Source organism: Stenotrophomonas sp. HITSZ_GD (assembly GCF_029543105.1).
Taxonomy (GTDB): Bacteria; Pseudomonadota; Gammaproteobacteria; order Xanthomonadales; family Xanthomonadaceae; genus Stenotrophomonas_A.
In genome coordinates this window covers 1-26,687 of the sequence record NZ_JARQXB010000004.1, presented here as the reverse complement: position 1 = coordinate 26,687, position 26,687 = coordinate 1, and the positions used below count along the sequence as shown (strand labels likewise).

At 66.0% G+C, this 26,687-nt stretch carries 38 protein-coding genes; 4 read left to right on the top strand and 34 right to left on the bottom strand.

Features of this window, described 5'->3' with window-relative positions; all coding sequences use genetic code 11:
• Positions 1-5: 5 nt before the first annotated feature.
• From P6166_RS05330 to P6166_RS05315, 4 genes are all read right to left on the bottom strand, one after another.
• Positions 6-563, bottom strand: coding sequence for a hypothetical protein (locus P6166_RS05330; RefSeq protein WP_277763467.1), 558 nt, complete (start codon positions 561-563; stop codon positions 6-8).
• 98 nt (positions 564-661) lie between these two features.
• Entirely contained in the window at positions 662-2,536 is a 1,875-nt protein-coding gene (gene prpE, locus P6166_RS05325; protein ID WP_277763466.1) for a propionate--CoA ligase, read from the bottom strand.
• A 187-nt stretch (positions 2,537-2,723) separates the two neighbouring features.
• On the bottom strand, positions 2,724-3,710 hold the full coding sequence (locus P6166_RS05320) for a malate dehydrogenase (RefSeq protein WP_277763465.1): 987 nt from the start codon (positions 3,708-3,710) through the stop codon (positions 2,724-2,726).
• A gap of 86 nt (positions 3,711-3,796) precedes the next feature.
• Complete coding sequence (locus P6166_RS05315; protein ID WP_277763464.1) at positions 3,797-4,291, bottom strand: peptidylprolyl isomerase; 495 nt, start codon at positions 4,289-4,291, stop codon at positions 3,797-3,799.
• Positions 4,292-4,698: 407 nt separating this feature from the next.
• On the opposite strand from P6166_RS05315, the gene typA reads away from it, so the two are divergent.
• The 3 genes from typA to P6166_RS05300 are packed head-to-tail and all read left to right on the top strand — an operon-like array spanning position 4,699 to position 8,703.
• Positions 4,699-6,528: a translational GTPase TypA gene (gene typA, locus P6166_RS05310; RefSeq protein WP_277763463.1), complete on the top strand. Its 1,830-nt coding sequence runs from the start codon at positions 4,699-4,701 to the stop codon at positions 6,526-6,528.
• A 19-nt stretch (positions 6,529-6,547) separates the two neighbouring features.
• On the top strand, positions 6,548-7,021 hold the full coding sequence (locus tag P6166_RS05305) for a DUF2127 domain-containing protein (protein ID WP_277763462.1): 474 nt from the start codon (positions 6,548-6,550) through the stop codon (positions 7,019-7,021).
• A 59-nt stretch (positions 7,022-7,080) separates the two neighbouring features.
• Positions 7,081-8,703, top strand: coding sequence for an amidase (locus P6166_RS05300; protein WP_277763461.1), 1,623 nt, complete (start codon positions 7,081-7,083; stop codon positions 8,701-8,703).
• Positions 8,704-8,707: 4 nt separating this feature from the next.
• Here the strand turns inward: P6166_RS05300 and P6166_RS05295 are convergent, their stop codons facing one another.
• From P6166_RS05295 to rpsJ, 30 genes are all read right to left on the bottom strand, one after another.
• A complete protein-coding gene (locus P6166_RS05295; protein ID WP_277763460.1) occupies positions 8,708-9,856 on the bottom strand; it encodes a mechanosensitive ion channel domain-containing protein in 1,149 nt (382 codons plus the stop codon).
• Positions 9,857-9,929: 73 nt separating this feature from the next.
• Positions 9,930-11,321 (bottom strand): 3-deoxy-7-phosphoheptulonate synthase class II, encoded by a 1,392-nt coding sequence (locus P6166_RS05290; RefSeq protein WP_277763459.1) that lies wholly within the window; start codon positions 11,319-11,321, stop codon positions 9,930-9,932.
• Between the two features lie 34 nt (positions 11,322-11,355).
• Positions 11,356-11,874: a disulfide bond formation protein B gene (locus tag P6166_RS05285; RefSeq protein WP_130317641.1), complete on the bottom strand. Its 519-nt coding sequence runs from the start codon at positions 11,872-11,874 to the stop codon at positions 11,356-11,358.
• A 133-nt stretch (positions 11,875-12,007) separates the two neighbouring features.
• Entirely contained in the window at positions 12,008-12,394 is a 387-nt protein-coding gene (gene rplQ, locus P6166_RS05280; protein ID WP_057649275.1) for a 50S ribosomal protein L17, read from the bottom strand.
• Positions 12,395-12,581: 187 nt separating this feature from the next.
• Entirely contained in the window at positions 12,582-13,580 is a 999-nt protein-coding gene (gene rpoA, locus P6166_RS05275; RefSeq protein ID WP_057649276.1) for a DNA-directed RNA polymerase subunit alpha, read from the bottom strand.
• A gap of 55 nt (positions 13,581-13,635) precedes the next feature.
• The gene (gene rpsD, locus P6166_RS05270; protein WP_130317640.1) at positions 13,636-14,265 is read right to left on the bottom strand and encodes a 30S ribosomal protein S4; all 630 of its coding nucleotides are present in this window, start codon (positions 14,263-14,265) and stop codon (positions 13,636-13,638) included.
• Between the two features lie 14 nt (positions 14,266-14,279).
• Positions 14,280-14,672: a 30S ribosomal protein S11 gene (gene rpsK / locus P6166_RS05265; protein ID WP_130317639.1), complete on the bottom strand. Its 393-nt coding sequence runs from the start codon at positions 14,670-14,672 to the stop codon at positions 14,280-14,282.
• A gap of 12 nt (positions 14,673-14,684) precedes the next feature.
• Positions 14,685-15,041 (bottom strand): 30S ribosomal protein S13, encoded by a 357-nt coding sequence (rpsM, locus tag P6166_RS05260; RefSeq protein WP_130317638.1) that lies wholly within the window; start codon positions 15,039-15,041, stop codon positions 14,685-14,687.
• A 338-nt stretch (positions 15,042-15,379) separates the two neighbouring features.
• Positions 15,380-16,735 carry a preprotein translocase subunit SecY gene (gene secY / locus P6166_RS05255; RefSeq protein WP_130317637.1) on the bottom strand — a complete coding sequence of 452 codons (1,356 nt, stop codon included), beginning with the start codon at positions 16,733-16,735 and terminating at the stop codon, positions 15,380-15,382.
• A 7-nt stretch (positions 16,736-16,742) separates the two neighbouring features.
• Positions 16,743-17,186 (bottom strand): 50S ribosomal protein L15, encoded by a 444-nt coding sequence (gene rplO, locus P6166_RS05250; protein WP_277763458.1) that lies wholly within the window; start codon positions 17,184-17,186, stop codon positions 16,743-16,745.
• A 6-nt stretch (positions 17,187-17,192) separates the two neighbouring features.
• Positions 17,193-17,384, bottom strand: coding sequence for a 50S ribosomal protein L30 (rpmD, locus tag P6166_RS05245; RefSeq protein WP_130317636.1), 192 nt, complete (start codon positions 17,382-17,384; stop codon positions 17,193-17,195).
• On the bottom strand, positions 17,377-17,919 hold the full coding sequence (gene rpsE, locus P6166_RS05240; protein WP_130317635.1) for a 30S ribosomal protein S5: 543 nt from the start codon (positions 17,917-17,919) through the stop codon (positions 17,377-17,379). The genes rpmD and rpsE overlap by 8 nt, the downstream gene beginning before the upstream one ends.
• Positions 17,920-18,079: 160 nt before the next feature.
• Complete coding sequence (gene rplR / locus P6166_RS05235) at positions 18,080-18,433, bottom strand: 50S ribosomal protein L18 (RefSeq protein WP_057649284.1); 354 nt, start codon at positions 18,431-18,433, stop codon at positions 18,080-18,082.
• A gap of 49 nt (positions 18,434-18,482) precedes the next feature.
• Positions 18,483-19,010 (bottom strand): 50S ribosomal protein L6, encoded by a 528-nt coding sequence (gene rplF, locus P6166_RS05230; RefSeq protein ID WP_277763457.1) that lies wholly within the window; start codon positions 19,008-19,010, stop codon positions 18,483-18,485.
• A 15-nt stretch (positions 19,011-19,025) separates the two neighbouring features.
• Positions 19,026-19,424: a 30S ribosomal protein S8 gene (gene rpsH, locus P6166_RS05225; RefSeq protein WP_277763456.1), complete on the bottom strand. Its 399-nt coding sequence runs from the start codon at positions 19,422-19,424 to the stop codon at positions 19,026-19,028.
• Positions 19,425-19,631: 207 nt separating this feature from the next.
• Positions 19,632-19,937, bottom strand: a complete 306-nt coding sequence (gene rpsN, locus P6166_RS05220) for a 30S ribosomal protein S14 (RefSeq protein ID WP_130317632.1) — start codon at positions 19,935-19,937, stop codon at positions 19,632-19,634.
• Between the two features lie 18 nt (positions 19,938-19,955).
• Complete coding sequence (rplE, locus tag P6166_RS05215) at positions 19,956-20,498, bottom strand: 50S ribosomal protein L5 (protein ID WP_130317631.1); 543 nt, start codon at positions 20,496-20,498, stop codon at positions 19,956-19,958.
• An 11-nt stretch (positions 20,499-20,509) separates the two neighbouring features.
• Positions 20,510-20,827, bottom strand: a complete 318-nt coding sequence (gene rplX / locus P6166_RS05210; RefSeq protein WP_277763455.1) for a 50S ribosomal protein L24 — start codon at positions 20,825-20,827, stop codon at positions 20,510-20,512.
• 15 nt (positions 20,828-20,842) lie between these two features.
• Positions 20,843-21,211, bottom strand: a complete 369-nt coding sequence (gene rplN / locus P6166_RS05205) for a 50S ribosomal protein L14 (protein WP_003486699.1) — start codon at positions 21,209-21,211, stop codon at positions 20,843-20,845.
• Positions 21,212-21,225: 14 nt separating this feature from the next.
• A complete protein-coding gene (gene rpsQ / locus P6166_RS05200; RefSeq protein WP_277763454.1) occupies positions 21,226-21,495 on the bottom strand; it encodes a 30S ribosomal protein S17 in 270 nt (89 codons plus the stop codon).
• A gap of 11 nt (positions 21,496-21,506) precedes the next feature.
• Positions 21,507-21,695, bottom strand: a complete 189-nt coding sequence (gene rpmC, locus P6166_RS05195) for a 50S ribosomal protein L29 (protein WP_057649291.1) — start codon at positions 21,693-21,695, stop codon at positions 21,507-21,509.
• Complete coding sequence (gene rplP, locus P6166_RS05190; RefSeq protein WP_277763453.1) at positions 21,695-22,108, bottom strand: 50S ribosomal protein L16; 414 nt, start codon at positions 22,106-22,108, stop codon at positions 21,695-21,697. Before rplP ends, rpmC begins: the two co-directional genes overlap by 1 nt.
• 5 nt (positions 22,109-22,113) lie before the next feature.
• A complete protein-coding gene (gene rpsC, locus P6166_RS05185) occupies positions 22,114-22,848 on the bottom strand; it encodes a 30S ribosomal protein S3 (protein WP_277763452.1) in 735 nt (244 codons plus the stop codon).
• A 2-nt stretch (positions 22,849-22,850) separates the two neighbouring features.
• Positions 22,851-23,186 (bottom strand): 50S ribosomal protein L22, encoded by a 336-nt coding sequence (gene rplV / locus P6166_RS05180; protein WP_027080648.1) that lies wholly within the window; start codon positions 23,184-23,186, stop codon positions 22,851-22,853.
• 12 nt (positions 23,187-23,198) lie between these two features.
• On the bottom strand, positions 23,199-23,468 hold the full coding sequence (gene rpsS / locus P6166_RS05175) for a 30S ribosomal protein S19 (RefSeq protein ID WP_057649294.1): 270 nt from the start codon (positions 23,466-23,468) through the stop codon (positions 23,199-23,201).
• A 6-nt stretch (positions 23,469-23,474) separates the two neighbouring features.
• A complete protein-coding gene (rplB, locus tag P6166_RS05170; protein WP_130317627.1) occupies positions 23,475-24,302 on the bottom strand; it encodes a 50S ribosomal protein L2 in 828 nt (275 codons plus the stop codon).
• A gap of 11 nt (positions 24,303-24,313) precedes the next feature.
• Positions 24,314-24,613, bottom strand: a complete 300-nt coding sequence (rplW, locus tag P6166_RS05165) for a 50S ribosomal protein L23 (RefSeq protein WP_057649296.1) — start codon at positions 24,611-24,613, stop codon at positions 24,314-24,316.
• Entirely contained in the window at positions 24,610-25,215 is a 606-nt protein-coding gene (rplD, locus tag P6166_RS05160) for a 50S ribosomal protein L4 (protein ID WP_277763451.1), read from the bottom strand. The genes rplW and rplD overlap by 4 nt, the downstream gene beginning before the upstream one ends.
• Before the next feature lie 12 nt (positions 25,216-25,227).
• The gene (gene rplC, locus P6166_RS05155; protein WP_057649298.1) at positions 25,228-25,878 is read right to left on the bottom strand and encodes a 50S ribosomal protein L3; all 651 of its coding nucleotides are present in this window, start codon (positions 25,876-25,878) and stop codon (positions 25,228-25,230) included.
• Between the two features lie 11 nt (positions 25,879-25,889).
• On the bottom strand, positions 25,890-26,201 hold the full coding sequence (gene rpsJ, locus P6166_RS05150) for a 30S ribosomal protein S10 (RefSeq protein WP_005408208.1): 312 nt from the start codon (positions 26,199-26,201) through the stop codon (positions 25,890-25,892).
• Positions 26,202-26,409: 208 nt separating this feature from the next.
• On the opposite strand from rpsJ, the gene P6166_RS05145 reads away from it, so the two are divergent.
• Positions 26,410-26,687, top strand: a 278-nt coding sequence (locus tag P6166_RS05145; protein WP_277763450.1) for a hypothetical protein, incomplete at its 3' end; no start/stop codon positions are given.

Sequence of the window (26,687 nt, the reverse complement as noted above, 5' to 3'; positions counted from 1 at the left end):
CGCGCTCAGGACGACACGGGCTGACGGGTTTCCTCCAGCCATTGTTCGGTAAATGCGTCGCCCCGGGCCTTGCGCAGGGCGGCCACCAGGTCCGGCAGCACCGCCTGCAACGAAGCCACGTCCGTACAGCGCTCGACCTTGAGCTGCAGGAAGTAGCCCTTCAGACCCAGGTAGCGCCCCACGGCGCCGCTCATCCGGTCGTAGAGCCAGCGGTATTCCCCGGCGGCGTCGCGTGGCGGCGGTGCGGCGGCAGGCGGCGCTGTATCGGCCGGCCCGGTCGCCGGCGGCATGGCGGCGGCCACCGATGCCGCCGCAGGCGCGGGCGCCGCGCTGCGGGCCACCGGCTTGCCGGTCGCCAGGTTCCAGGTATCGGCGATCAGGCCCAGGTCGAGCAGCTGCTCGAGCGCATCCGGTGGTGCCTTCAGTCCGTCGATCAGTGAACGCAGTTCGGTGTCGCTGCGCTGCCCATCGACCATCAGCAGGATCGAACGCAGCGCGGTCGGTAAACGACGGGTGCGCGCCTCGATCTCCTGGCGGCCGGCCTCGGTCTTTGCAAAACCCATGTTGTCCCCCTGTGGACGCGCCTTCCCACGCGCCGGGGCCAAGCGTAGCAGCATCCGGGGCGGTGGCGTGGCCCCCGCCCCAGGCGCGGCCGGGGCCGCTAGCGGCCGAGCACCCGGCGGATTTCGTCCAGGGCGCCCGGGTCGTCCAGGGTGGAAAGATCGCCCGGGTCGCGCTGCTCGGCCAGCGCCTGCAACGAGCGGCGCAGCAGCTTGCCCGAGCGGGTCTTGGGCAGGGCGTTGACGATGTAGACATGCGCCGGCCGCGCCACCGCGCCGAGCTGGTCGGCCACGCACTGCTGGAGTTCGCGCGCCGCGCCGGCGGCATCCTGCGGGGCCACCTTCATCGTGGCGAAGACCACCGGCACCTGGCCCTTGAGTTCGTCGTGCATGCCAATCACCGCCGCCTCCGCCACGCACGGGTGGCCGGCGATCACCTCCTCGATCTCGCGCGTCCCCAGCCGGTGCCCGGCCACGTTGATCACGTCGTCCGTGCGGCCGAGGATGAAGGTGTAGCCTTCCTCGTCGCGGATCGCCCAATCCAGCGAGCTGTACAGCAGCTCCTTGAAATGGCTGAAGTAGCTCTGCAGGAAGCGGGCATCGTCGTTCCACACCGTGCTCATGCAGCCCGGCGGCAGCGGCGGCTGGATCACCAGCACGCCCTTCTGCCCCGGAGCCACCTCCGCCCCGCTCTGCTCGTCGATGACCTTCATGCGGTAGCCCAGGTTCGGGAAGCCGGGCGAGCCGAACTTCACCGGCTTCATGTCCACGCCGGGCAACAGCGTGAGCGCGGGCCAGCCGGTCTCGGTCTGCCAGTAGTTGTCGATCACCGGCTTGCCGAGGGCGCCGTTGATCCAGGTCGCGGTGGGTTCGTCCAGCGGCTCGCCGGCCAGGAACAGGTACTTGAGCTGCGACAGATCATGCCGGCGAATGAAATCCACGTCGTGCTTCTTCAGCACGCGGATCGCCGTGGGCGAGGAGAACATCGTGCGCACGCCGTACTGCTCGCACAGCGCCCACCAGATGCCGGGATCGGGGTTCGTCGGCAGGCCCTCGTAGAGCAGCGACGTGCAGCCGCCGATCAGCGGGCCGTAGACGTTGTACGAATGCCCCACCGCCCAGCCCACGTCGGAGGTGGAGAACATCACCTGCCCCGGCGCGCAGTCGAACACCGTGCGCATGGACTGCGCCATCGCCACCGCGTAGCCGCCCACGTCGCGCTGCACGCCCTTCGGCTTGCCGGTGGTGCCGGAGGTGTAGAGCAGATAGCTCGGCTCGTTCGATTCGAGCCACTCGATGGGCACCTCCGCCTCGCCCACCGCCGCGCGCAGCTTTGCGTAATCGACATCGCGCCCCGCCACGCGCGGCTGCGCGGCATCCAGGCCCCGCGAGACGATGAGCACCTTCGGAGGCGCATGCCGGGCTTCGGCGCAGGCCGCGTCCACCATCGGCTTGTACGGAATGACCTTGCCGCCGCGGCTGCCCGCGTCGGCGGCGATCAGGAGCTTGGGCTGCGCGTCGTCGATGCGTAGCGCGAGGTTGTGCGCGGCGAAGCCGCCGAACACCACCGAATGGATCGCGCCGATGCGTGCGCAAGCGAGCATGGCGAAGACCGCCTCGGCCATGTTGGGCATGTAGATCACCACGCGGTCGCCGCGGCCGACGTCCAGCGCCTTCAGCACCGCGGCGAACGCATTCACCTCCCGATACAGCTCGGCGTAGGTGATCTCGCGCGTCACGCCGGTTTCGGTGGAGACGGCCACGAGGGCGAGTTGGTCGGCGCGCTGCGCAAGGTGGCGATCGACCGCGTTGTAGCAGAGGTTGGTTTCGCCGCCTACGAACCAGCGCCGGAACGGCGGGTTGTCGTACTGCAGGATCTGCTGCGGCGGCTTGTGCCAGTAGATGGCCTGGGCGGCCTCGGCCCAGAATTCCTCGGGCTGTTCGATCGAACGGCGGTAGATGTCTTCGTAGCGCACGGCCCCTCCCAGAACCCTTGGCTGCTGGCCGCAGCATAGGCCCGGGGAACGATGCGATCCCTCCGACCTTGGTCGCATGGATCGACTCGCGCAACATGTCCGCGGCGGGGGCGCGAAGGCCGGGAACCGCAGGCAAAAAAGAACGCCGGCGCAAGGCCGGCGTTCCGTATACCACCGCGGGCGCTGCTTACTTCAGCAGGTGCGCCACGCCGCCGCGCTCTTCTTCCAGCTCGGCCAGGGTCTTGTCGATGTACTTCTGGCTGAAGTCGTCGATTTCCAGGCCCTTCACCAGCGTGTACTTGCCGTTCTCGGTGGTCACCGGGAAGCCGAAGATCACGCCTTCCGGGATGCCGTAGCTGCCATCGGACGGCACGCCCATCGTCACCCACTTGCCATTGCTGCCCAGCACCCAGTCACGCACATGGTCGATGGCGGCATTGGCGGCCGAGGCAGCCGAGGACAGGCCGCGCGCTTCGATGATCGCCGCGCCGCGCTTGCCCACGGTCGGGATGAAGGTGCCGGCGTTCCATTCCTGGTCGTTGATCGCCTCGGCGATGGACGCGCCGTCGGCAGTGGCGAAGCGGTAATCCGGGTACATGGTCGGGCTGTGGTTGCCCCACACGATCAGCTTCTCGATGCCGCCCACCGGCTTGCCCAGCTTGGCCGACAGCTGGCTCAACGCGCGGTTGTGGTCCAGGCGCAGCATGGCGGTGAAGTTCTCCGGCTTCAGGTCCGGCGCCGACTTCATCGCGATGTAGGCGTTGGTGTTGGCCGGGTTGCCGACGACCAGCACCTTCACGTCGCGGCTGGCGACCTTGTTCAGCGCCGCGCCCTGCGCGGTGAAGATCTTGGCGTTCTCCAGCAGCAGGTCCTTGCGCTCCATGCCCGGGCCGCGCGGACGCGCGCCGACCAGCAGGGCGATGTCGGCGTCCTTGAACGCCACTTCCGCGTCATCGGTGCCGACCATGCCGGCCAGCAGCGGGAAGGCGCAGTCTTCCAGCTCCATCATCACGCCCTTGAGCGCGGCCTGGGCCTTGTCCACCGGCAGCTCGAGCAGCTGCAGGATGACCGGCTGGTCCTTGCCCAGCATTTCACCGGAAGCGATGCGGAACAGCAGGGCGTAGCCGATCTGGCCGGCGGCACCGGTCACGGCAACACGTACGGGGGTCTTCATGGGTGTTTCCTCTGCTTGTAAAGCGAATCAGTGGGGTAAGAAACGAAGCGGCCCGGAATGACCGGGCCGGAAGCAACGCGCAAACGTCAGGCGGCGAGGATCTTGTTCCACTCCGCGACGCGGTCGGCCTTGGCGGCCAGCACGGCATCCACGTCGCCTTCCAGGGTGACCTTGTTGATCACATCGCCCTGGGCGACGGAATCGACCACGTCCAGGCCTTCGATCACCTTGCCGAACACGGTGTGCTTGCCGTCCAGCCACGGGGTGGCCACGTGGGTGATGAAGAACTGGCTGCCGTTGGTGTTCGGGCCGGCATTGGCCATGGACAGCACGCCGCGATCGTGGCGCACGCCGTTGTTGGTCTCATCCTCGAAGCGGTAGCCCGGGCCGCCGCGGCCGGAGCCTTCCGGGCAGCCGCCCTGAATCATGAAATCGGCGATCACGCGGTGGAAGTTCAGCCCGTCATAGAACCCGCGCTTGGCCAGGTTGACGAAGTTGGCGACGGTGAGCGGCGCCTTGTCGGGATACAGCTCGATCTTGATCGGGCCGCGGGAGGTCTGGAAGGTGGCGATGACGGACATGGAAATCCTTTGGTAATGGGCGATCGTCAGCTCAATAGGATACACCCGCGCCCGGTTTTGACGGCTGCCGCACCCACCCTTCCGCCTAAAGGATGAGTACGCATGGCAGCCCAGGGAAAGGCCGCTTTTTCCGTCGTCCATCGGTGCCGTGGGCGGCCGGGGGATCGGCCCCCTGCCGGCCAGGAGTTCGCCGTCGCGCCCCAGGGGGCGTCCCGGCATGTGCCGGCCGGACCTCGGCCCCGTAACCCCTCGCGGAAGTCCCCTGAGCGGCGCTTTTAATCGTTAAAGCCCGGCCACCGGCCAACCTGAACAGCCCAGGCGCCTGCTTGTCATCGCCCGGCGCGGCGCAACGGGTATAATGGTCGGCTTACCTCCCACGTCTTGGCGCCACCCGGGCCCTCTTCCGCATGTCCATCGAAAACCTCCGCAATATCGCCATCGTCGCCCACGTCGACCATGGCAAGACCACGCTGGTCGACCAGCTCCTCAAGCAGTCCGGCACGCTGTCCGAACGCACGGTGCTGGCCGAGCGCGTGATGGACAGCAATGACCAGGAAAAGGAGCGTGGCATCACCATCCTGGCCAAGAACACCGCCATCACCTGGCAGGGCAACCGCATCAACATCGTAGACACCCCCGGCCACGCCGACTTCGGCGGCGAGGTCGAGCGCGTGCTGTCGATGGTGGACACCGTGCTGATCCTGGTCGACGCCATGGACGGCCCGATGCCGCAGACCCGCTTCGTGACCCAGAAAGCCTTCGCCATGGGCTTCAAGCCCATCGTGGTCATCAACAAGATCGACCGCCCCGGCGCGCGCCCGGAGTGGGTGGTGGAGCAGGTGTGGGATCTGTTCGACCGCCTCGGCGCCACCCCGGAGCAGATGGATTTCCCGATCGTCTACGCCTCGGCCCTGAATGGCTACGCCTCGCTGGACGAGAACGTGCGCGACGGCGACATGACCCCGCTCTACGAAGCGATCATGCAGCACGCGCCGAAGCCGGAAGTCGACCCGGAAGGCCCGTTCCAGATGCGCATCAGCCAGCTGGACTACAACAACTTCGTCGGCGTCATCGGCATCGGCCGCATCCAGCGCGGCACCCTGAAGAAGAACATGCCGGTGGCCATCATCGACCGCGAAGGCAAGAAGCGTCAGGGCAAGGTGCTGCAGGTGCTCGGCTTCCTGGGCCTGGAGCGCATCGAGCAGGACAGCGCCGAGGCCGGTGACATCGTGGCCATCTCCGGCATCCAGGAGCTGACCATCTCCGACACCGTCACCGCCCTGGAAGCGCCCGAGGCGCTGCCGGCCCTGACCGTGGACGAGCCGACCATCTCGATGACCTTCCAGGTCAACAACTCGCCGTTCGCCGGCAACAAGGACCTGTCGGGCGGCAAGTTCCTCACCAGCCGCCAGCTGAAGGACCGCCTGGAGCGCGAGACCGTGCACAACGTCGCGCTGAAGGTCGAGCAGCTCGAGGACGCCGACAAGTTCCTGGTTTCCGGCCGTGGCGAGCTGCACCTGTCGGTGCTGATCGAGAACATGCGCCGCGAAGGCTATGAACTGGCCGTCTCGCGTCCGGAAGTGATCATCAAGGAGATCGACGGCCAGCTGATGGAGCCGATCGAGCAGCTCGTCATCGACGTGGAGGAAATCCACCAGGGTGGCGTGATGGAGAAGCTCGGCACCCGCAAGGGCCAGCTGAAGAACATGGAGCCGGACGGCAAGGGCCGCGTGCGCCTGGACTACATGATCCCGGCGCGTGGCCTGATCGGCTTCCAGAACGAGTTCAAGACCCTCACCCAGGGCTCGGGCCTGCTGTTCCACGTGTTCGACCATTACGGCCCGAAGGAACAGGGCGCCATCGCCAAGCGCCTGAACGGCGTGATGATCGCCAACGCCCCGGGCGCCACCCCCGCGTATTCGCTGGGGCCGCTGCAGGAGCGCGGCAAGCTGTTCGCCGCCGAAGGCGACAATGTGTACGAAGGCCAGCTGGTCGGCATCCACTCCAAGGACAACGACCTGACCGTCAACGCCATCAAGACCAAGCCGCTGACCAACATGCGCGCCTCGGGCAAGGATGACGCCATCCAGCTGACCCCGGCGATCAAGTTCTCGCTGGAACAGGCCCTGGACTTCATCGACGACGACGAACTGGTCGAGATCACGCCGAAGGAAATCCGCCTGCGCAAGAAGCACCTCACCGAGAACGAGCGCAAGCGCGCTGGCCGCGCCGCGTAAGGTCTTCCGCTCAGGCCCCGTGACCGACAAGCCCTACAACCCGGATCCGCACGCGCATCCGGGGTTGCACCTGATCGCGCTGTTCGAGGCGTGCAAGGGGCTGCTGGCGGTCCTGGCGGCCACGGGCCTGGAAATTCTCGGGCCGCTGCCGCTGCAAGGCGGCATCAGCCACCTGATCCGGCGTTTCAACCTGGACCCGGATCACGGGGCCCTGCCCTCGCTGCTGAAGATGATCAGCCCCGACGCGGTCCACATGGCCGCGGCGGGCATTTTTGCCTATGGCCTGCTCCACCTGGTGGAGGCCTGGGGCCTGTGGCGCGCACGTGCCTGGGCCTCCTGGCTGGGCTGCCTGTCGGCGGCGCTGTACCTACCCTTCGATATCTTCGCCATCGTGCGCCACCCTGGCTGGGCCTCGTGGAGCGTACTGGCCGTCAACCTGCTGGTGATCGCCGTGCTGGCACGCGACCTGGTGCGCCGCCACCCGCGTCGTTGAGGCCGTTGCGTAGCGCACGGCGCGTCGCTAGCCTGCGGCGAACCCACCGGAATTCCGCCATGCGCCTGGCCGCCCTTCCTCTCGTCGTCGCCTGCCTACTGCTCGCCGGTTGCCAGCAGCCGGCGCCGTCGGCGGACACGGCCGGCAAGACCGCATCACCGTCCAGCACGGATGCGTTCCCCTACGCCGAACTCGATATCGCCGACCTGCAGGCGCGCATGACCCGCGGCGAGCTCGACAGCACCACGCTGACCCGCGCCTACCTGGCGCGCATCGCCGCGCTGGACCGCGAAGGCCCACGCCTGAACTCGGTGCTGGCGCTGAATCCGGACGCCCCGAAGGAAGCGGCCGAACGCGATGCCGAACGCCGCGCCGGCCATGTGCGCGGCCCGCTGCACGGCATCCCGATCCTGCTGAAGGACAATATCGACGCCACCCCGATGGCGACCACCGCCGGCTCGCTCGCCTTGGCCGGCCTGCATCCCGCCCGCGATGCCTTCCTCGTGCAGCGCCTGCGCGCCGCCGGCGCGGTGATCCTGGGCAAGACCAACCTCAGCGAATGGGCGAACTTCCGCTCGGCGCATTCCACTTCGGGCTGGAGCGCGCAGGGCGGCCAGACCCGCAATCCCTACGCGCTGGATCGCAACCCGTGCGGTTCCAGCGCAGGCACCGGCGTGGCGATCTCGGCCAACCTGGCCGCCGCCGGCATCGGCACCGAGACCGACGGCAGCATCGTGTGCCCGGCCGCGATCAATGGACTCGTCGGCCTCAAGCCCACGGTGGGGCTGGTGAGCCGCGACGGCATCGTGCCGATCTCCTTCAGCCAGGACACCGCCGGCCCGATGACGCGCAGCGTGGCGGACGCGGCCGTATTGCTGGGTGCCATCGCCGGGCGCGATCCGGCCGACCCGGCCACCGCCACCCGGCCCGGCCTGGCCGTGTACGACTACACCGCACGGCTGAAGCCCGAGGCGCTGAAGGGCGCGCGCCTGGGCGTGCTGCGCAGCCGGCTCACCGAAAACCCCGCGCTGGCCGCCGCGCTCGATGCGGCGCTGGCGGCGCTGCGCCAGGCCGGCGCCACCGTGGTGGAGGCGCAGATTCCCACCGACGGCCAATGGGAGGCCGACGAGCAGACCGTGCTGCTGTACGAGTTCAAGGCCGGCCTCGCGCGTTACCTCGCCGCGCACGACGCGCCGCTGCGCGACCTGGACGCCCTGATCGCCTTCAACCGCGAGAATGCGGCACGCGAAATGCCGCACTTCGGGCAGGACCTGTTCGAAGCGGCGGCGGCCAAGGGCGAGCTCAACGCGCCGGAGTACATCGGCGCGCGCACCCGGGCCCGGCGATTGGCCGGCCCGCTGGGCATCGACGCCGCCCTCAAGGCACAGCAGCTGGACGCGCTGATCGCCCCCACCACCGGCGTGGCTTGGCTGACCGACCCGGTGCACGGCGACGATTTCCCGGGCGGCAACTACGGTGCCGCCGCGGTGGCCGGCTATCCGAGCCTCAACGTCCCGATGGGCAACATCAATGGCCTTCCGGTCGGCCTGTTGTTCATGGGCACGGCGTGGAGCGAACCGCGCCTGCTGGAACTGGGCTATGCGTACGAACAGCTGACGGCCGCGCGACAGCCGCCACGCTTCCTGCCCACGGCCGCCACGGAAGGCACCCGCAAACGCTGAGCGGCTAGGCCGCCGCTGGTGGCGGCTCGCCAGGCACCACCGCCGGCGCCCCGTCCTCGGCGCCGGGCGAGCGCACGTCTTCGGACTGCACGCGCGGCTGGCGCGGCAGGGACGCTTCGCCCTCGCTGATTTCCGCGCGCAGCCGCGGCAAGGCATACGGGTGCTTGCGGATCAGGAAATCGATCATGCGCTCGCGCACCTGGCAGCGCAGGTCGAATGCATCGCCGGAATTGCGCGCGCTCACCAGCAGGCGCACCTGGATCGTCTGCTCGCTGGTGTCGGTGACCTGGGTGACGCACACGCGCCCATCCCACAGCGGCGCATCGCGGCAGATGCGCTCCAGTTCCGCGCGCACTTCGGCCAGCGGGGTGCGGTAGTCCAGCCACAGGAAGGCGGTGCCGAGCAGGTCCGCGCTGCGGCGTGTCCAGTTCTGGAACGGGTTCTCGATGAACCAGGACAACGGTACGACCATGCGCCGCTCGTCCCAGATGCGGACCACCACGTAGGAACTGCCGATCTCTTCGATGCGGCCCCACTCGCCTTCCACGATGACCACGTCGTCCAGGCGGATGGGCTGGGTCAAGGCGATCTGCAAGCCGGCGATGAGGTTGCCGAACACCGGCTTGGCCGCGATGCCGGCCACCAGGCCGACGATGCCCGCCGAGGCCAGCAGCGTCTTGCCGATCTGCCGCACCTGCGGGAAGGTCAGCAGCACGATGGAGACGCCGAGCAGGATCACCGCGCCCATCAGCACGCGGCTCAGCACGCGGGTCTGCGTCTGCACGCGCCGTGCGGCGAGGTTGTCGGCGATGTCGATCGGGTGTTCGCGCAGGATGGCCCGTTCGCCCGCCGCCACGGCGCGCACCAGCAGCCAGGTAACGCAGCCGACCAGGCCGACATGCAACAGCTGCTGCAGGATTTCCAGCGGGCGCCCCGCCAGCGGCGTGGCTTCGCTGGCGATGCGCAGGAACAGCAGCGGCAGCGCGAAGGCCAGCGGCAGGCTGACCACGCGCGCGATGCGTGCGCGCCGGTAATCGCGCCCGCGGCTGCGGCGGAACAGCCAGGTCATCAAGGCCCAGGCGACGAGCCCGGCCAGGGCGCCCACGCCCAGCGGCACCGCGTAGTCGCGCAGCAGGTTCCAGTCGATGGCCAAACCGCATCCTCCATTCCGTGCAACGCAGGGAGGATGCCGTCAGGGCGATGAGCGCGGCGTCATCGCCGCGCCCTCAGCCGCGCAGCGGCGCGGCGATCTGCTGCTGCTTGCGCACGATCGCCATCGCGATCTCCAGCGATTGCTCGTAGTTCAGGCGAGGATCGACCGTCGAGCGATAGGCACGCTCCAGGTCGCGCTCGGTCAGCTCGCGGGCGCCACCGGTGCACTCGGTAACGTCCTCGCCGGTCAGCTCCAGGTGCACGCCGCCCAGGCGCGTACCGGCCGCGGCGTGCAGGTCGAACGACTGCTCGACCTCCGCGCGGACGTTGTCGAAGCGGCGCGTCTTGTAGCCATTGCCGGTGCTTTCGGTGTTGCCGTGCATCGCATCGCATACCCACAGCACGCGGCGCCCGTCGCGCTTCACCGCGTCCAGCAACGGCGGCAGCTTCTCGGCGATCTGCGCCGCGCCCATGCGGTGGATGAAGGTGAGGCGGCCGGGCTCGTCGTCCGGATTGAGCACATCCATCAGGCGCAGCAACTGGTCCGGCTGCACCGACGGGCCCACCTTGATCGCGATCGGATTACGCACGCCACGCAGGTATTCGACGTGTGCGCCATCCAGCGCCGCGGTACGCATGCCGATCCACGGATAGTGCGTGCTGAGGTTGAACCAGCCCCACTGACGCGGCACCTGGCGGGTCAAGGCTTCCTCGTACGGCAGCAGCAGGGCTTCGTGCGAGGTGTAGAAATCGATGCGGTTGAGGTTGTGCACCTCCGAACCGGACAGCGTCTCCATGAAGCGCACCGCATCGCCGATCGACGCCACCATCTTCTGGTAGTCCTCGGCCAGCGGCGAATACCCCACCCACTGCAAATTCCAGTACTCGGGATGGTGCAGGTCGGCGAAACCACCGTCGATCAGCGCGCGGACGAAATTCATCGTCATCGCCGAACGCGAATGCGCGGTGATCATGCGCTGCGGATCGGGCACGCGCGCCTGTTCGGTAAAGGCTGGGCCGTTGACCACGTCGCCGCGATAGCTGGGCAGGGTCACGCCGTCGCGCGTCTCGGTGTCGGCCGAGCGCGGCTTGGCGTACTGCCCGGCGAAACGACCGACGCGGATCACCGGCAGGCGCAGGCCATGCACCAGCACCAGGCTCATCTGCAGCAATACCTTGAGCCGGTTGGAGATGGTGTTGGAGTCGCACTCGGCGAAGTTCTCCGCGCAGTCGCCGCCCTGCAGCAGGAAGCGCTTGCCTTCCTGCGCCTCGGCCAGCTGGCGCTTGAGCGCAAAGATTTCCCACGACGTCACCAGCGGCGGCAACTGGCCCAGCTCCTGCAACGCCGCTTCGAGCGCGCCGGCATCCGGATAGGTGGGCATCTGCAGCGCCGGGCGCTCGCGCCAGCTGCGCGGCGCCCACTGCGCGGGCAGGTTCACCGGCTGCGGGGTATGGGGCTGTTGCATGTCGTCACTCCAGGGGGATGCGGCGCGGACGCCGTCAGAACAGTTTGCGCGGGCCGCGAGCGCGGAAGCCGGCGTACAGCGCCCAGGCGGCCAGCAGCACGAACCACACCAGGCTCCACATCGGCATGCTCAGGCCCAGGAAGCGCCAGTCCACGTTGCCACAGTCGCCGGTGCCGGTCAGCACCGTGCGCAACACTTCGAACGGCCCCATGGTCTCGCTGAGGAAGCTCAGCGGCGGGCCGCAGGAGGACATGGCGTCGCGCGGCATCACCTGCACCCAGACGTGGCGCCCGGCCACGCCGATGCCGGCGGCCGCGGCGACGAACGCGAGCAGGCCATATGCCTTGCGCCCGCCCCTGCCCCGCGGCCCGTGCAACGCGCCGAGCAGAAACATCACGCCAAGCGCGGCGAAGGCGATCCGCTGGAAAATGCACAGCGGGCACGGCTCCAGGCCGTCATGCAGCTGCAGGTAGATCGCGTAGCCCAGCAGGGCGACGCAGATCAGGAACCCCAGCAGAAACTGGGCGCGGAAGCTCCAACGCAATGGATTCATCGATGCGGCTCTCGGAACGATCGGGCCAATTATCGACCATCACCGCCTGCACGGCCACGCCCGTGGCGGCCGGGCAAAGAAAAAGCCCGGCACGGGGCCGGGCTTTTCTTCATGACGGCGAGGTGGGCGCGAATTACTCGGCCACTTCCTCGGCGACGGCGGCCGGACGATCGACCAGCTCGACGTAGGCCATCGGCGCATTGTCGCCCGCGCGGAAGCCGCACTTCAGCAGACGCAGGTAGCCGCCCGGACGGGTGGCATAGCGCGGGCCCAGGATGGTGAACAGGTTGCCCACGGCCTCGGCATCGCGCAGACGGGCGAAGGCCAGGCGGCGGTTGGCGACCGAGTCGACCTTGGCCAGGGTGATCAGCGGCTCGGCAACGCGGCGCAGTTCCTTGGCCTTCGGCAGGGTGGTCTTGATCAGCTCGTGCTTGAACAGCGAGGCGGCCATGTTCTTGAACATCGCTTCGCGGTGGGCGCTGGTGCGGTTGAACTTGCGGCCCGACTTCTGGTGACGCATGGTCTTGATTCCTTAGTGAATGTTGAAACGTCTGGAGTTCGTTGTCGCCTTCCTGGCGTTGTTACATGGACTGCGGTTGGTCCTCAGCCGGGTGTCCTTGCCCGGTCAATACCGCGGATCTTCTGATCCGTCGGGTTTGCTGCAAAGCCGAACCCCGCACGGGCGAGCCCGTGCGGGGTCCAGTAGATCAACCCAGCATGCCGTGCTGGGCGACACCGGCCGGCGGCCAGTTCTCCAGCTTCATGCCGAGCGACAGGCCACGCTGGGCCAGCACTTCCTTGATCTCGGTGAGCGACTTCTTGCCCAGGTTCGGGGTCTTGAGCAGCTCCACTTCGGTCTTCTGGATCAGATCGCCGATGTAGTAGATGCTCTCGGCCTTCAGGCAGTTGGCCGAACGCACGGTCAGCTCGAGGTCGTCGATCGGACGCAGCAGCACCGGATCCACGCCGCCGGTGGCCGGCTTGGGCGCACCGCGGTCGCGGTGGGTGAAGTCACCGAAGACCGACAGCTGGTCGCTGAGGATGTCGGCGGCGGTGCGCACGGCTTCCTCGGCATCGATGGTGCCGTTGGTCTCGATGTCGATGACCAGCTTGTCCAGGTCGGTGCGCTGCTCGACACGCGCCGCTTCCACGGCGTAGGCGACGCGGCGAACCGGCGAGAACGAGGCGTCCAGGACCAGGCGACCGATGGTGCGGGTCTCCTCGTCCGGGCGACGGCGCGCGGCGGCCGGCTGGTAGCCGAAACCACGCTCGATCTTCAGACGCATGTTCAGCGCCGTATCCTTGGTCAGATGGCAGATCACGTGATCGCCATTGAGGATCTCGACGTTGTGGTCGGTCTTGATATCGGCGGCGGTGACGACGCCCGGGCCCTGCTTGGACAGCGACAGGGTCGCGCTGTCACCACTGTGCATGCGGATCGCCACGTCCTTGAGGTTCAGCAGGACTTCCAGCACATCTTCCTGCAGGCCCTCGACGGTGGTGTACTCGTGCAGCACGCCATCGATCTCGACCTCGGTGATCGCGAAGCCGGGGATCGACGACAGCAGCACGCGACGCAGGGCATTGCCCAGCGTATGCCCGTAACCACGCTCCAAGGGCTCGATCACGACCTTGGCGCGGTTATCGGTAAGGCGTTCGATCTGCGGACCACGGGGGCGCAGAACCTGGTTGGCGGTAACCGTCATGTTGCGGGGTCTCCTGACGAACCTCCGGTGCAAACCGGAGGTTCTCCGATGTGAATTACTTCGAATACAGCTCGACGATCAGCGCTTCGTTGATGTCCGCCGGCAGGTCGGCGCGATCCGGCACGGCCTTGAAGACGCCGCTGAACTTCTTCGAATCGACTTCCACCCACGACGGGTTCTGGTCGTGCTGCTCGGCGACGGTCAGGGCTTCCTGGACGCGGAGCTGCTTCTGGGCCTTTTCCGACAGGGTGATCGCGTCACCGGCCTTGACCTGGTACGAAGCCAGGTTGACCGACTTGCCGTTCACCAGCACGCCACGGTGCGAGACCAGCTGGCGGGCGGCCGGACGGGTCACGGCGAAGCCCATGCGATAGACGACGTTGTCCAGACGGGTTTCCAGCAGCTGCAGCAGGTTCTCGCCGGTGTTGCCCTTCTTGGTCGAGGCCTTCTTGTAGTAGTTGCGGAACTGACGCTCCAGCAGGCCGTAGATACGCTTGACCTTCTGCTTCTCGCGCAGCTGGGTGGCGTAGTCGGACAGCTTGCCCTTGCGGGCGGTAGCGCCGTGCTGGCCGGGCTTCTGCTCCAGCTTGCACTTGGAGTCCAGGGCGCGGGCCGCGCTCTTCAGGCCGAGATCGGCGCCTTCGCGACGGGCGAGCTTACAGGTGGGACCAATATAACGAGCCATTTCTCTTCAGCTCCTCAGACGCGGCGCTTCTTCGGCGGACGGCACCCGTTGTGCGGGATAGGCGTCACGTCGATGATGTTGGTGATCTTGTAGCCGACGTTGTTCAACGAACGAACGGCGGACTCGCGGCCCGGACCCGGGCCCTTGATGCGGACTTCCAGCGACTTCACGCCGTAGTCCAGCGCAGCGCGGCCGGCCTTCTCGGCAGCCACCTGGGCGGCGAACGGGGTCGACTTGCGCGAACCACGGAAACCGGCACCACCGGAGGTCGCCCAGGACAGGGCATTGCCCTGACGGTCGGTGATGGTGACGATGGTGTTGTTGAAAGAAGCGTGGACGTGGGCGACGCCGTCGGTGACGACGCGCTTGATCTTCTTCTTGGTCTTGACAGCAGCGGGCTTGGCCATGTTCTAGGTCCCTTACTTCCTGATCGCCTTGCGCGGACCCTTGCGGGTGCGGGCGTTGGTACGGGTGCGCTGGCCACGCAGCGGCAGGCCGCGACGGTGACGCAGGCCGCGGTAGCAGCCCAGGTCCATCAGGCGCTTGATCGCAATGCCGACTTCACGGCGCAGATCGCCTTCCACGATGTACTTGCCGATCTCGGCGCGCAGGCGCTCGATTTCCGGCTCCGACAGGTCGCGGATCTTGGTGGTCGAGGTCACGCCTGCGGCATCGCAGACCTTCTTCGAACGGGTACGGCCGATGCCGTAGATGCTTTGCAACCCGACCCAGACGTGCTTCTGGGCTGGCAGGTTGACGCCTGCAATACGCGCCATGACGCGATTCTCCAACTGAGTGATGGCCCGACAGCGCCCCACGGCGCCATCCGGCAGGATGGATCAAAGTGAACTGATAATTTTAGCAAGGTCTCGGATTACTTGAAAGCCCGTGGAACCGAACCGCGATCCACGAACCCGGCATGGGGAGTGTGCCCATGCTCCGGCGCCGGACGATGCTGGCCCAGGTGATGCAAACCCGAACCGCCCGTGCTACTCCCGCACGGGACCACCTCGTCACACCCCCGCGCGAGACGCCGCGGGGACCGCCCTTAAGATCGGAAGGCCTGGGCCGGGAGCCGGCCGCGCCTTCACGCAAGGAAGAACAAGTATAGCAGTTAACCGCGCGCGAAACCGCCGCGCGAGCCGCCCTTCAGGTTGGCCTTCTTCAGCAGGCTCTCGTACTGATGCGACATCAGGTGGGCCTGGATCTGGGCGATGAAGTCCATCACCACGACCACCGCGATCAGCAGCGAGGTGCCGCCGAAGTGGAACGAGGTGCCGAACTGCGCGCGCATGATCTCCGGCAGCAGGCAGACGATCACCAGGTACACGGCGCCGGCGCCGGTCAGGCGGGTCAGCACGCCGTCGATGTAGTCCGCGGTCGCCTTGCCCGGGCGGATACCCGGAATCAGCGCGCCCGACTTCTTCAGGTTGTCGGCCGTTTCCTGCGAGTTGAACACCAGCGCGGTATAGAAGAACGCGAAGCCGATGATCAGACCGGCGAACACCAGCATGTGGACCGGCTCGCCCGGGCCCAGCGCATTGGCGATCTTCTGCAGCCAGGTGGCCGACGTCGCCTGGCCGGACCACATCGACAGCGTGGCCGGGAACGCCAGGATCGAGGAAGCGAAGATCGGCGGGATCACGCCGGCCATGTTGAGCTTCAGCGGCAGGAACGAGGTCTGGTTCATGTACGCGTTGCGACCGCCCTGGCGGCGCGCGTAGTTGACCGTGATCCGGCGCTGCCCGCGCTCGACGAACACGACGAACCAGGTGAATGCCAGGATCGTGATGACGATCAGCAGCAGCGAGATGAAGCTCAGGGTGTCGTTGCGGAACGCTTCGACGGTCTGGATCGCCGCCGCCGGCAGGCCGGCCACGATACCGGCGAAGATGATCAGCGAGACGCCGTTGCCGATGCCGCGCTCGGTCACCTGCTCACCGACCCACATCAGGAAAATGGTACCGGCGGTCAGCGCGACCACCGCAGTCAGCACGAAACCCATGCCCGGCGCATAGACGACCGGCGCGCCACCCGGCGCGGTCTGGTTCTGCAGCGCCAGCGCGATGCTGCCGCCCTGCACCACCGCCAGCAGCACGGCGCCGATGCGCGAATACTGGGTGATCTTGCGACGGCCCGACTCACCTTCCTTCTGCATCGCCTTGAGCGCGGGGAAGATGTGGGTCGCCAGCTGGATCACGATCGATGCCGAGATGTACGGCATCACGTTCAGCGCGAAGATGCTGAAACGGTGCAGGGCGCCGCCCGAGAACATGTTGAACATGTCCACGATGCCGCCACCCTGCGCCTGCATCAACGAAAGCATGGCATCGGGATTGACCCCCGGCACCGGCACGTAGCAGCCGATGCGGTACACGATCAATGCGCCGAGTACGAACAGCAGACGCTGGCGAAGTTCCGTGAACTTGCCGAGCCCGCCGCCGAGGTTTCCGATGCCAGCCTGCGCCATCTGCGAGTTACTCCTGTACGCTGCCGCCGGCAGCTTCGATCGCGGCCTTGGCGCCCGCGGTGGCCGCCACGCCCTTCAGCACGAACTTCTTGGTCAGCTCGCCCTTCATGACGATCTTCGCCTTCTTGGCGGTCGACGGGACCAGCTTGGCCGCACGCAGCGCGGCGAAGTCGATCTCGCCGGCTTCCAGCTTGTCCAGCTGGTAGGACAGCACTTCGGCGGTGTCCTTGGCGATCTTCGAGCGGAAGCCGATCTTCGGCAGACGGCGCTGCATCGGGGTCTGGCCGCCTTCGAAGCCAGCCTTGATCTTGCCGCCACCCTTGCGGGCAAACGAACCCTTGTGGCCGCGGCCGGCGGTCTTGCCCAGGCCCGAACCGATACCGCGACCGACGCGGGTGCGCTCGGTGCGGGCGCCCGGAGCCGGGCTCAGATCATTGAGACGCATGGTCATGGTCGATTACTCCTCAACCTGGACGAGGTAATGAACCTTGTTGATCAGGCCGCGAACCTGCGGGCTGTCCTTCAGTTCACGCACATCGTTGAGCTTGTTCAGGCCCAGGGCACGCACCGACAGGCGGTGACGCGACTGGGTGCCACGCAGGCCGCGCACCAGGCGCACCTTCACGGTCTTGTTGGTGTCATTAGCCATGGGTCAGATCCTCCACCTTCTTGCCGCGCTTGGCAGCGATGCGGGCGGGCGACTGCATCTCGGTCAGGCCACGGACGGTGGCGCGCACGAGGTTGATCGGGTTACGCGAACCGGTGGCCTTGGCGAGCACGTTCTTCACGCCCACCGCTTCGAGCACGGCGCGCATGGCACCGCCGGCGATCACGCCGGTACCTTCCGAAGCCGGCTGCATGAACACGCGGGCCGCGCCATGGCCCGACTTCAGCGGGTGCCACAGGGTGCCGTTGTTCAGGTCGATGTTGGCCATGTTCTTGCGGGCGTATTCCATCGACTTCTGGATGGCGACCGGCACTTCGCGCGCCTTGCCATAACCGAAGCCGACCTTGCCTTCGCCGTCGCCGACCACGGTCAGGGCGGTGAAGGTGAACTGGCGACCACCCTTGACGGTCTTGCTGACGCGGTTGACCGCGACCAGCTTCTCGATCATGCCGTCGTCGATCTTCTCTTCGCGGTTACGGTCGCGATCGCGACCCCGCGGCTGACGTTCTTCTGCCATTTCTGGATTCCTTTGATTGGACGAATATGTACGGCTCGGGGCCGCTTATCGTTGTTGGATAACCACCATGCTTCCGTGGTCGCTGCAGAAGAGCGGCACGGCCCGACGTTCCCCACGCCGGCGGGTGGCGGGCACGCCCGAAGGCATGCCCGCGTACTGCTTAGAACTGCAGACCGCCTTCGCGGGCCGCTTCGGCCAGGGCCTTGATGCGGCCGTGGTAGCGATAGCCCGAGCGGTCGAACGCGACCTTCTCGATGCCCGCGGCCTTGGCGCGCTCGGCGATCAGCTTGCCCACCTTGGCGGCGGCGTCGCTGTTCTTGCCATTCTTCAGGCCTTCCTTGACGTCGGCCTGCAGCGTGTTGGCGGCGGCGATGACCTTGGAGCCGTCGGCGGTGAAGACCTGGGCATACAGGTGCTGGCCGGTGCGCAGCACCGACAGGCGGGCGACGCCCAGCTCGCGGATGTGCGCACGGGTCGACTTGGCGCGGCGCAGACGAGCGATGTTCTTGTTCATTTTCTGGTTCCTTGGGAAGCGGATCGGCTTGTACGGGGGTCAGCCCGCATTACGCCTTCTTGGCTTCCTTGCGAATGATGACTTCACCGGCGTACTTCACACCCTTGCCCTTGTAAGGCTCCGGCGGACGGAAACCGCGGATCTTGGCGGCGACTTCGCCGACGCGCTGCTTGTCGGCACCGGCGACCAGGATCTCGGTCTGCGACGGGGTCGACAGGGTGATGCCTTCCGGCGCGACGAACACCAGCGGGTGCGAGAAACCGAGCGACAGGCTCAGGTCCTTGCCCTGCATGGCGGCACGGTAACCGACGCCGACCAGCTCGAGCTTGCGCTCGAAGCCTTCGGACACGCCCTTGACCATGTTGGCCAGGATGGCGCGCACGGTGCCGGTGATGGCGATCTGCGACGGATCGTTGGCCGACAGGGTGGCCACGCCACCGTCGATGGCGATCTCGACACCGGTCGGCTTCGGCAGGGTCAGGGTGCCCTTCGGGCCCTTGACGCTGACGAGCTCGGGCTGGACATTCAGTTCAACACCCTTCGGGAGGGTGACGGGCTTCTTGGCTACGCGGGACATGTTCTGCTCCTTCCCTTAGGCCACGAAGCACAGGACTTCGCCACCGACGCCGGCCTGACGGGCCTGCGCATCGGTCATGATGCCCTTCGACGTGGAAATGATGGCGACGCCGAGGCCACCGAGGACCTTCGGCAGTTCGTCCTTGCCGCGGTACTGACGCAGACCCGAGCGCGACACACGCTTCAGGGTCTCGATGACCGGACGGCCTTCGAAGTACTTCAGGACGATTTCCAGCTCGGACTTGTTGTTCTCGGCCGGGAGGACGCGCAGGTCGGCGATATAGCCCTCGTCCTTCAGGACCTGGGCAATCGCCACCTTGATCTTGGAGGACGGCGCCTTCACCGTCGGCTTGCCAACCGCGGCCGCATTCTTGATGCGGACCAGCAGGTCGGCGATGGGATCAGTCATGCTCATGTGAGTACCTTTGAGTGCACCGATATCCGCTTTCGCGAAAATCTTGTGTTTTCCTGGGATGGGCCAGGCCCCTTCGCCCGCTCCGATCCGGAGACAGAAGCGGGAGTATACGACAAAAGAGCCCGACTTGCGTCGGACTCCCCTGCCGGACGGGAAGTTCCCTCCCCGCCCGGGCCGGCCGCGGGGCGGCCGGTGGACTTTCAGCTGTTACCAGCTGGCCTTGCGCAGGCCCGGCACGTCGCCACGCATGGTGGCTTCGCGCAGCTTGTTACGGCCCAGGCCGAACTTGCGGTACACGCCACGCGGACGGCCCGACAGCTCGCAGCGGTTGCGCTGGCGGCTCGGCGAGGAGTCACGCGGAAGCTTCTGCAGCGATTCAACGGCCTTGATCTTCTCTTCGTAGGACGCGTCCTGGCTGGAGATGATCTTCTTCAGAGCGGTGCGCTTGTCGGCGAACTTCTTGGCCAGCTTTTCCCGCTTGATGTCGCGGTTGACCATGGAGGTCTTTGCCATTTCGGTTTTCCTCGCGGATCAGTTACGGAACGGGAACTTGAACGCCGCCAGCAGCGCCTTGGCTTCCGCGTCGGTCTTGGCCGTGGTGGTGATGGCGATATCCATGCCGCGGATCGCGTCGACAGCGTCGAAGTCGATTTCCGGGAAGATGATCTGTTCCTTCACGCCCATGTTGAAGTTGCCGCGACCGTCGAACGAACGACCCGAGATGCCGCGGAAGTCACGCACGCGCGGCAGCGAGATGTTGATCAGGCGGTCCAGGAACTCGTACATCTTGGCGCGACGCAGCGTGGTCTTGCAGCCGATCGGCCAACCGTCGCGGATCTTGAACGACGCCACCGAGATGCGCGACTTGGTGACCACCGGCTTCTGGCCGGAGATCTTGGCCATGTCGGCGACGGCGTTTTCCAGGATCTTCTTGTTGGTAGCGGCTTCGCCCACGCCCATGTTCAGCGTGACCTTCACCAGCTTCGGCACTTCCATCGGATTGGTGTAACCGAACTCCTTCATCAGGGCCGGCACCACTTCTTCCTTGTAGATCTTTTCGAGACGAGAAGTCATGACCTCATTCCTCAGGCGTCGAGCGCCTCACCGCTGGAGCGGAACACACGCAGTTTGCGTCCATCCTCCAGCACCTTGAAGCCAACGCGCTCACCCTTGCCCGTTGCCGGGTTGACGATCGCCACGTTGGAGATATGGATCGAAGCTTCACGCTCGACCACGCCGCCGGCAATACCCGCCTGCGGATTCGGCTTGGTGTGGCGCTTGACGACGTTCACGTTCGAGACGACCACGCGGTCGCCGTCGACGCGAATCACTTCGCCCTGCTTACCCTTGTCCTTGCCGGTGTTGATGACGACCTGGTCGCCCTTCTTGATACGGTTAGCCATGTGTATGTCCTCCGCTCACAGCACTTCGGGAGCGAGCGAGACGATCTTCATGAACTTCTCGGAACGCAGCTCGCGAGTGACCGGCCCGAAGATACGGGTGCCGATCGGCTCCTGCTTGTTGTTCAGCAGGACGGCGGCATTGCCATCGAAGCGGATCAGCGAACCATCCGGACGACGCACGCCCTTGCGGGTACGCACGACGACGGCGTCGTAGACTTCGCCCTTCTTGACCTTGCCACGCGGAATCGCGTCCTTGACGGTGACCTTGATGATGTCGCCAATGTGCGCGTAACGGCGCTTGGAGCCGCCGAGCACCTTGATGCACATCACTTCCTTGGCACCGGAGTTGTCGGCGACGTCGAGGTAGCTCTGCATCTGGATCATGATTCAGATCTCCCTTATTCGGCCGCGCGGGTGACGATTTCCACCACCCGCCAGTTCTTGGTCTTGGACATCGGCGCAACCTCGGTGACGCGCACGACATCGCCTTCGTTGCAGGCGTTGTCGGCGTCGTGAGCGTGCAGCTTGGTCGAGCGCTTGATGTACTTGCCATACAGCGCGTGCTTGACCTGACGCTCGACCAGAACGGTCACCGTCTTGTCCATCTTGTTGCTGACGACACGACCTTCGATCGTGCGCAGCGTCTTCTTTTCGTTGTTGTCGCTCATCGCGGCGTCCCTTACTTGGTGCTGCTGCCGAGCAGGTGCTTGACGCGAGCAATCTCGCGGCGCACCCGGCGGGTTTCGTGGGTCTTCGGCAGCTGGCCGGTGACCTGCTGCATGCGGAGCGAGAACTGCTCCTTACGCAGGTCGGTCAGGTGGGCCTTCAGTTCGTCAGCCGACTTCTCGCGGAGTTGTTTGATGTCCATCAGCGCACCGTCCGGGTCACGAAAGTGGTGGTGACCGAAAGCTTGGCGGCAGCCAGGCGGAACGCCTCGCGGGCCACGTCTTCGGCAACGCCCTCGATTTCATAGATCATGCGGCCGGGCTGGATCTGGGCGACCCAGTACTCCACGTTACCCTTACCGGAGCCCATTCGGACTTCGATCGGCTTCTTGGTGATCGGCTTGTCCGGGAACACGCGGATCCACATCTTGCCGCCGCGCTTGACGTAGCGGCTGATCGAACGGCGAGCCGCTTCGATCTGACGGGCGGTCAGCTGGCCGTGAGCGGTGGCCTTCAGGCCGTACTCGCCGAAGCTGACAGCATTTCCGCTCCACGCCAGGCCTTCATTACGGCCCTTGTGCATCTTGCGGTATTTGGTTCGCTTGGGTTGCAACATTGCCGTTACCTCGCTTCACGAGCCGGGCGCGACGGACGGTCGCCACGGTCGCCACGATCGTTACGATCGTTGCGCGGGCTGTCATCCTGCTTCTCCTGGCCAACCTGGGAGAAGTCGAAGACCTCGCCCTTGTAGATCCAAACCTTGATGCCGATGATGCCGTAGGTCGTCTTGGCTTCAGCAAAGCCATAGTCGATGTCGGCACGCAGCGTGTGCAGCGGCACGCGGCCTTCGCGGTACCACTCCGAACGGGCGATTTCCGCACCGTTGAGGCGGCCAGCCACGTTGACCTTGATGCCCAGGGCACCCAGGCGCATCGCGTTGCCGACCGAGCGCTTCATCGCGCGGCGGAACATGATGCGGCGCTCGAGCTGCTGCGCGATCGACTCGGCGACCAGCTGCGCATCCAGCTCCGGCTTGCGCACTTCGGTCACGTTGATGTGCGCCGGAACGCCCATCATCTCGCTCACCGACTTGCGCAGCTTCTCGATGTCCTCACCACGCTTGCCGATCACCACGCCCGGACGGGCAGTGTGGATCGTCACGCGCGCGGTCTTGGCCGGACGCTCGATCAGGATCTTGCTGATGCCCGCCTGCGCGAGCTTCTTGCGCAGCATTTCACGGACCTTGAGGTCAGCCGCCAGGTAGCTGGCGAACTCGGCCTTGTTGGCGTACCACTTGGAATTCCAGTCCTTGGCGATGCCCAGGCGGATACCAATCGGATGTACTTTGTGTCCCATCGTTATTTGCCCTCGCCCACGACCACGGTGATGTGGCTGGTGCGCTTGAGAATGCGCGTACCGCGGCCCTTCGCCCGCGCCATGAAGCGCTTCAGGGTCGGACCTTCGTCAACCATGATGGTCTTGACCTTCAGCTCGTCGACATCGGCGCCCTGATTGTTCTCGGCATTGGCGATCGCCGACTCCACCACCTTCTTGATCAGGTGGGCAGCCTTCTTGTCCGAGAACTTCAGCAGGTTGACCGCACGCTCGGCGGACAGGCCACGCACCTGGTCAGCGACCAGACGGGCCTTCTGCGGGGAGATGCGCGCGGTGCGCAGGATTGCTTTCGCTTCCATCGTCATCTCTCCTTACTTGCCCGACTTCTTGTCGCCACCGTGACCCTTGAAGGTCCGGGTGACGGCAAATTCGCCGAGCTTGTGGCCGACCATGTTCTCGTTGACGAGCACCGGAACGTGGTTCTTGCCGTTATGCACGGCGATGGTGATGCCCACCATTTCCGGCAGGATCATCGAACGGCGCGACCAGGTCTTGATCGGCTTCTTGCTGCCCGCAGCGGCCTCCACCTTCTTGACGAGGTGGTGATCGACGAACGGGCCCTTCTTGAGTGAACGTGCCATGGTCGATTAGCCCCTACGATCGCGGACGATGAACTGCTGAGTGCGCTTGTTCTTGCGCGTCTTGTAACCCTTGGTCGGGACACCCCACGGGGTGACCGGATGCGGATTACCCTGGCCGGCCTTCGCCTCACCACCACCGTGCGGGTGGTCAACCGGGTTCATGGCCGCACCGCGAACGGTCGGGCGCACGCCACGCCAGCGCTTGGCGCCAGCCTTGCCCAGCTTCTCCAGGTTGTGCTCGTCGTTGCCGACTTCGCCGATGGTCGCGCGGCACTCGGCCGAGACCTTGCGCATTTCGCCGGAGCGCAGGCGCAGGGTCGCGTAGACGCCTTCGCGAGCGACCAGCTGCACGGCGGCACCGGCAGCACGGGCGATCTGCGCACCCTTGCCCGGCTTCAGCTCGATGCCGTGCACGGTGGTACCCACCGGGATGTTGCGCAGCGGCAGGGTGTTGCCGGTCTTGATCGGCGCGTTGGCACCGGCAATGACCTGGTCACCCGCCTTCAGGCCCTTCGGGGCGATGATGTAGCGGCGCTCGCCGTCGACGTAGCACAGCAGGGCGATGTGGGCGGTGCGGTTCGGATCGTATTCGATCCGCTCCACGCGCGCCGGAATGCCTTCCTTGTTGCGCTTGAAGTCGATCAGACGGTAGTGCTGCTTGTGACCACCACCCACATGACGGGTGGTGATGCGGCCGTGGTGGTTACGGCCACCGGACTTGCTCTGCGGCTCGAGCAGCGCGGCATGCGGGGCACCCTTGTGGAGATCCGGGGTGACCACACGCACGGCGGAACGACGGCCGGCGGAGGTGGGCTTGAACTTCATCAATGGCATGGGAATCTACCTCAGGCCTTGGCCGTAACGTCGATGGACTGACCATCGACCAGGCGGACGTACGCCTTGCGCCAGCTGCCGCGGGTGCCCGCGCGGTTACGGAAGGACTTGCTCTTGCCCTTCACGTTGACCACGTTGACCGCCTCGACCTTGACGTCGAACAGCTGCTCGACCGCGGCCTTCACATCGGCCTTGGTGGCATCGTTCGAAACTTCGAAGACGTACTGGTTGGAGACTTCCTGCAGGCGCGCGGTCTTTTCGGAGACTCGCGGAGCGCGCAGCACGCTGAAGATTTTTTCGTTGCTGCTCATGCCAGCCACTCCTCGATCTTCTTGACCGCGTCGGCGGTGATCACGACCGTATCGGCCCCGACCAGCGCGACCGGATCCAGCCCCTGCACATCGCGCACTTCGACGTACGGCAGGTTGCGGGCCGACAGGTACAGGTGCTCGGAAGCTTCCTCGGTCACGATCAGCGGACGGTTGCCCACTTCCAGACCCTTCAGCTTCTCGACCAGACCCTTGGTCTTGGACGCATCGACGTCGAACGCATCGACGACCTTCAGGCGGTCCTGGCGGACCAGCTCGGAGAAGATCGCGGCGATGGCCGCGCGATACATCTTGCGGTTGACCTTCTGGGCGAAGCTGCGCGGCTTGGCCGCGAAGGTGACGCCGCCGCCGACGAAGATCGGAGCCGTCAGCGCGCCATGACGCGCACCGCCGCCCTTCTGCTTCTTCGACTTCTTGGTCGTGCCGTTCACTTCCGAACGGGTCTTCTGGGCCTTGGTGCCCGCGCGGCCGGCGTTGCGATAGGCAACGACCACCTGGTGGACCAGGTCTTCGCTGAATTCGCGGCCGAACACGGCGTCGGAGACCGAGACCTTGTTGCTGCTACCGGTGATGGCGAGTTCCATCGTCATCTCTCCTTATGCCTTGCTCGCCGGGCGGACGATCACGTCACCACCCGCCGCGCCGGGAACGGCGCCGCGAACGGCGATCAGGCCGCGCTCGACGTCAACCTTGACCACTTCCAGGTTCTGCGTGCTCTGCTGCACGGCACCCATGTGGCCGGACATCTTCTTGCCCGGGAAAACACGACCCGGGGTCTGGCGCTGGCCCAGCGAACCCGGCGCGCGATGCGACAGCGAGTTACCGTGGGTGGCATCGCCCATACGGAAGTTGTGGCGCTTGATGGTGCCCTGGAAGCCCTTGCCCTTCGTGACGCCCTGGACGTCGACGATCTGGCCGACCTCGAAGATGTCGGCCTTGACTTCGCCGCCGACGGCGAAATCGCCGAGCTGAGCGTCTTCAACGCGGAACTCCCACAGGCCGCGACCGGCTTCCACCTTCGCCTTGGCGAAGTGGCCAGCAGCAGGCTTGTTGACCAGGGCGGCGCGACGGCTGCCGACGGTCACCTGCACGGCGCTGTAGCCGTCGGTTTCGACGGTCTTGATCTGCGCGATGCGGTTGGGCGTGGCTTCAATCAGGGTGACCGGCACCGAGCGGCCGTCTTCCATGAAGACGCGGCTCATGCCCGCCTTGCGGCCCACGAAGCCCAACGAATATTTCTTCGTCATGGTCGTAGTCCTCAGGTCAGCTTGATCTGCACGTCGACGCCCGCCGCGAGTTCGAGCTTCATCAGCGCGTCCACGGTCTTGTCGTTGGGATCGACGATATCGAGCACGCGCTTGTGCGTGCGGGTTTCGTACTGGTCACGCGCGTCTTTGTCGACGTGCGGCGAGACGAGGACGGTGTAGCGCTCGATCTTGGTCGGCAGCGGGATCGGGCCACGCACTTGCGCGCCGGTCCGCTTGGCCGTTTCAACGATCTCGCTGGCCGAACGGTCGATCAAACGATGATCGAACGCCTTCAGCCGAATCCGGATCTTTTGGTCCGCCATGACGGGAGTTCCTTCGTTAAAAGAGCGACGGGCAAGGCCTCTGGGATACCTGCCCCGATTAAATCCTGATGCTTTCCGCGAGACTCCGCCCGCAGCGGCCATTCCTTACGGCCAAAAACTGAGGCAGACCAGTCACCCGGTCTGCCCAGACGGAAAAGTATAGAGTGCAACATAAGCACCGTCAACAGCTTAGGCTGTTGGGTGCTCCTTGCAACTCGACCTTCCCGGTCTGGCGAACACGAGCGGCGTCCTGCCCCTCTTTTCGCGGTTGTCTTGCTCGACACCCATACCCAGGAATGTCGAGCCGCGCATTCTAGCTCGCCTTTTCCCGCGGCGCAAGCACCTCGGCCGCAAACCTTCCGGCACTGCAGCGGAAAAGAAAAAGGGCGGCTTGCGCCGCCCTCTTCCAGCGATCCGGCGGCCGAAGCCACCGGACAGCAGGCACTTACTTGGTGATCTTGGCCACCACGCCGGCGCCGACGGTAC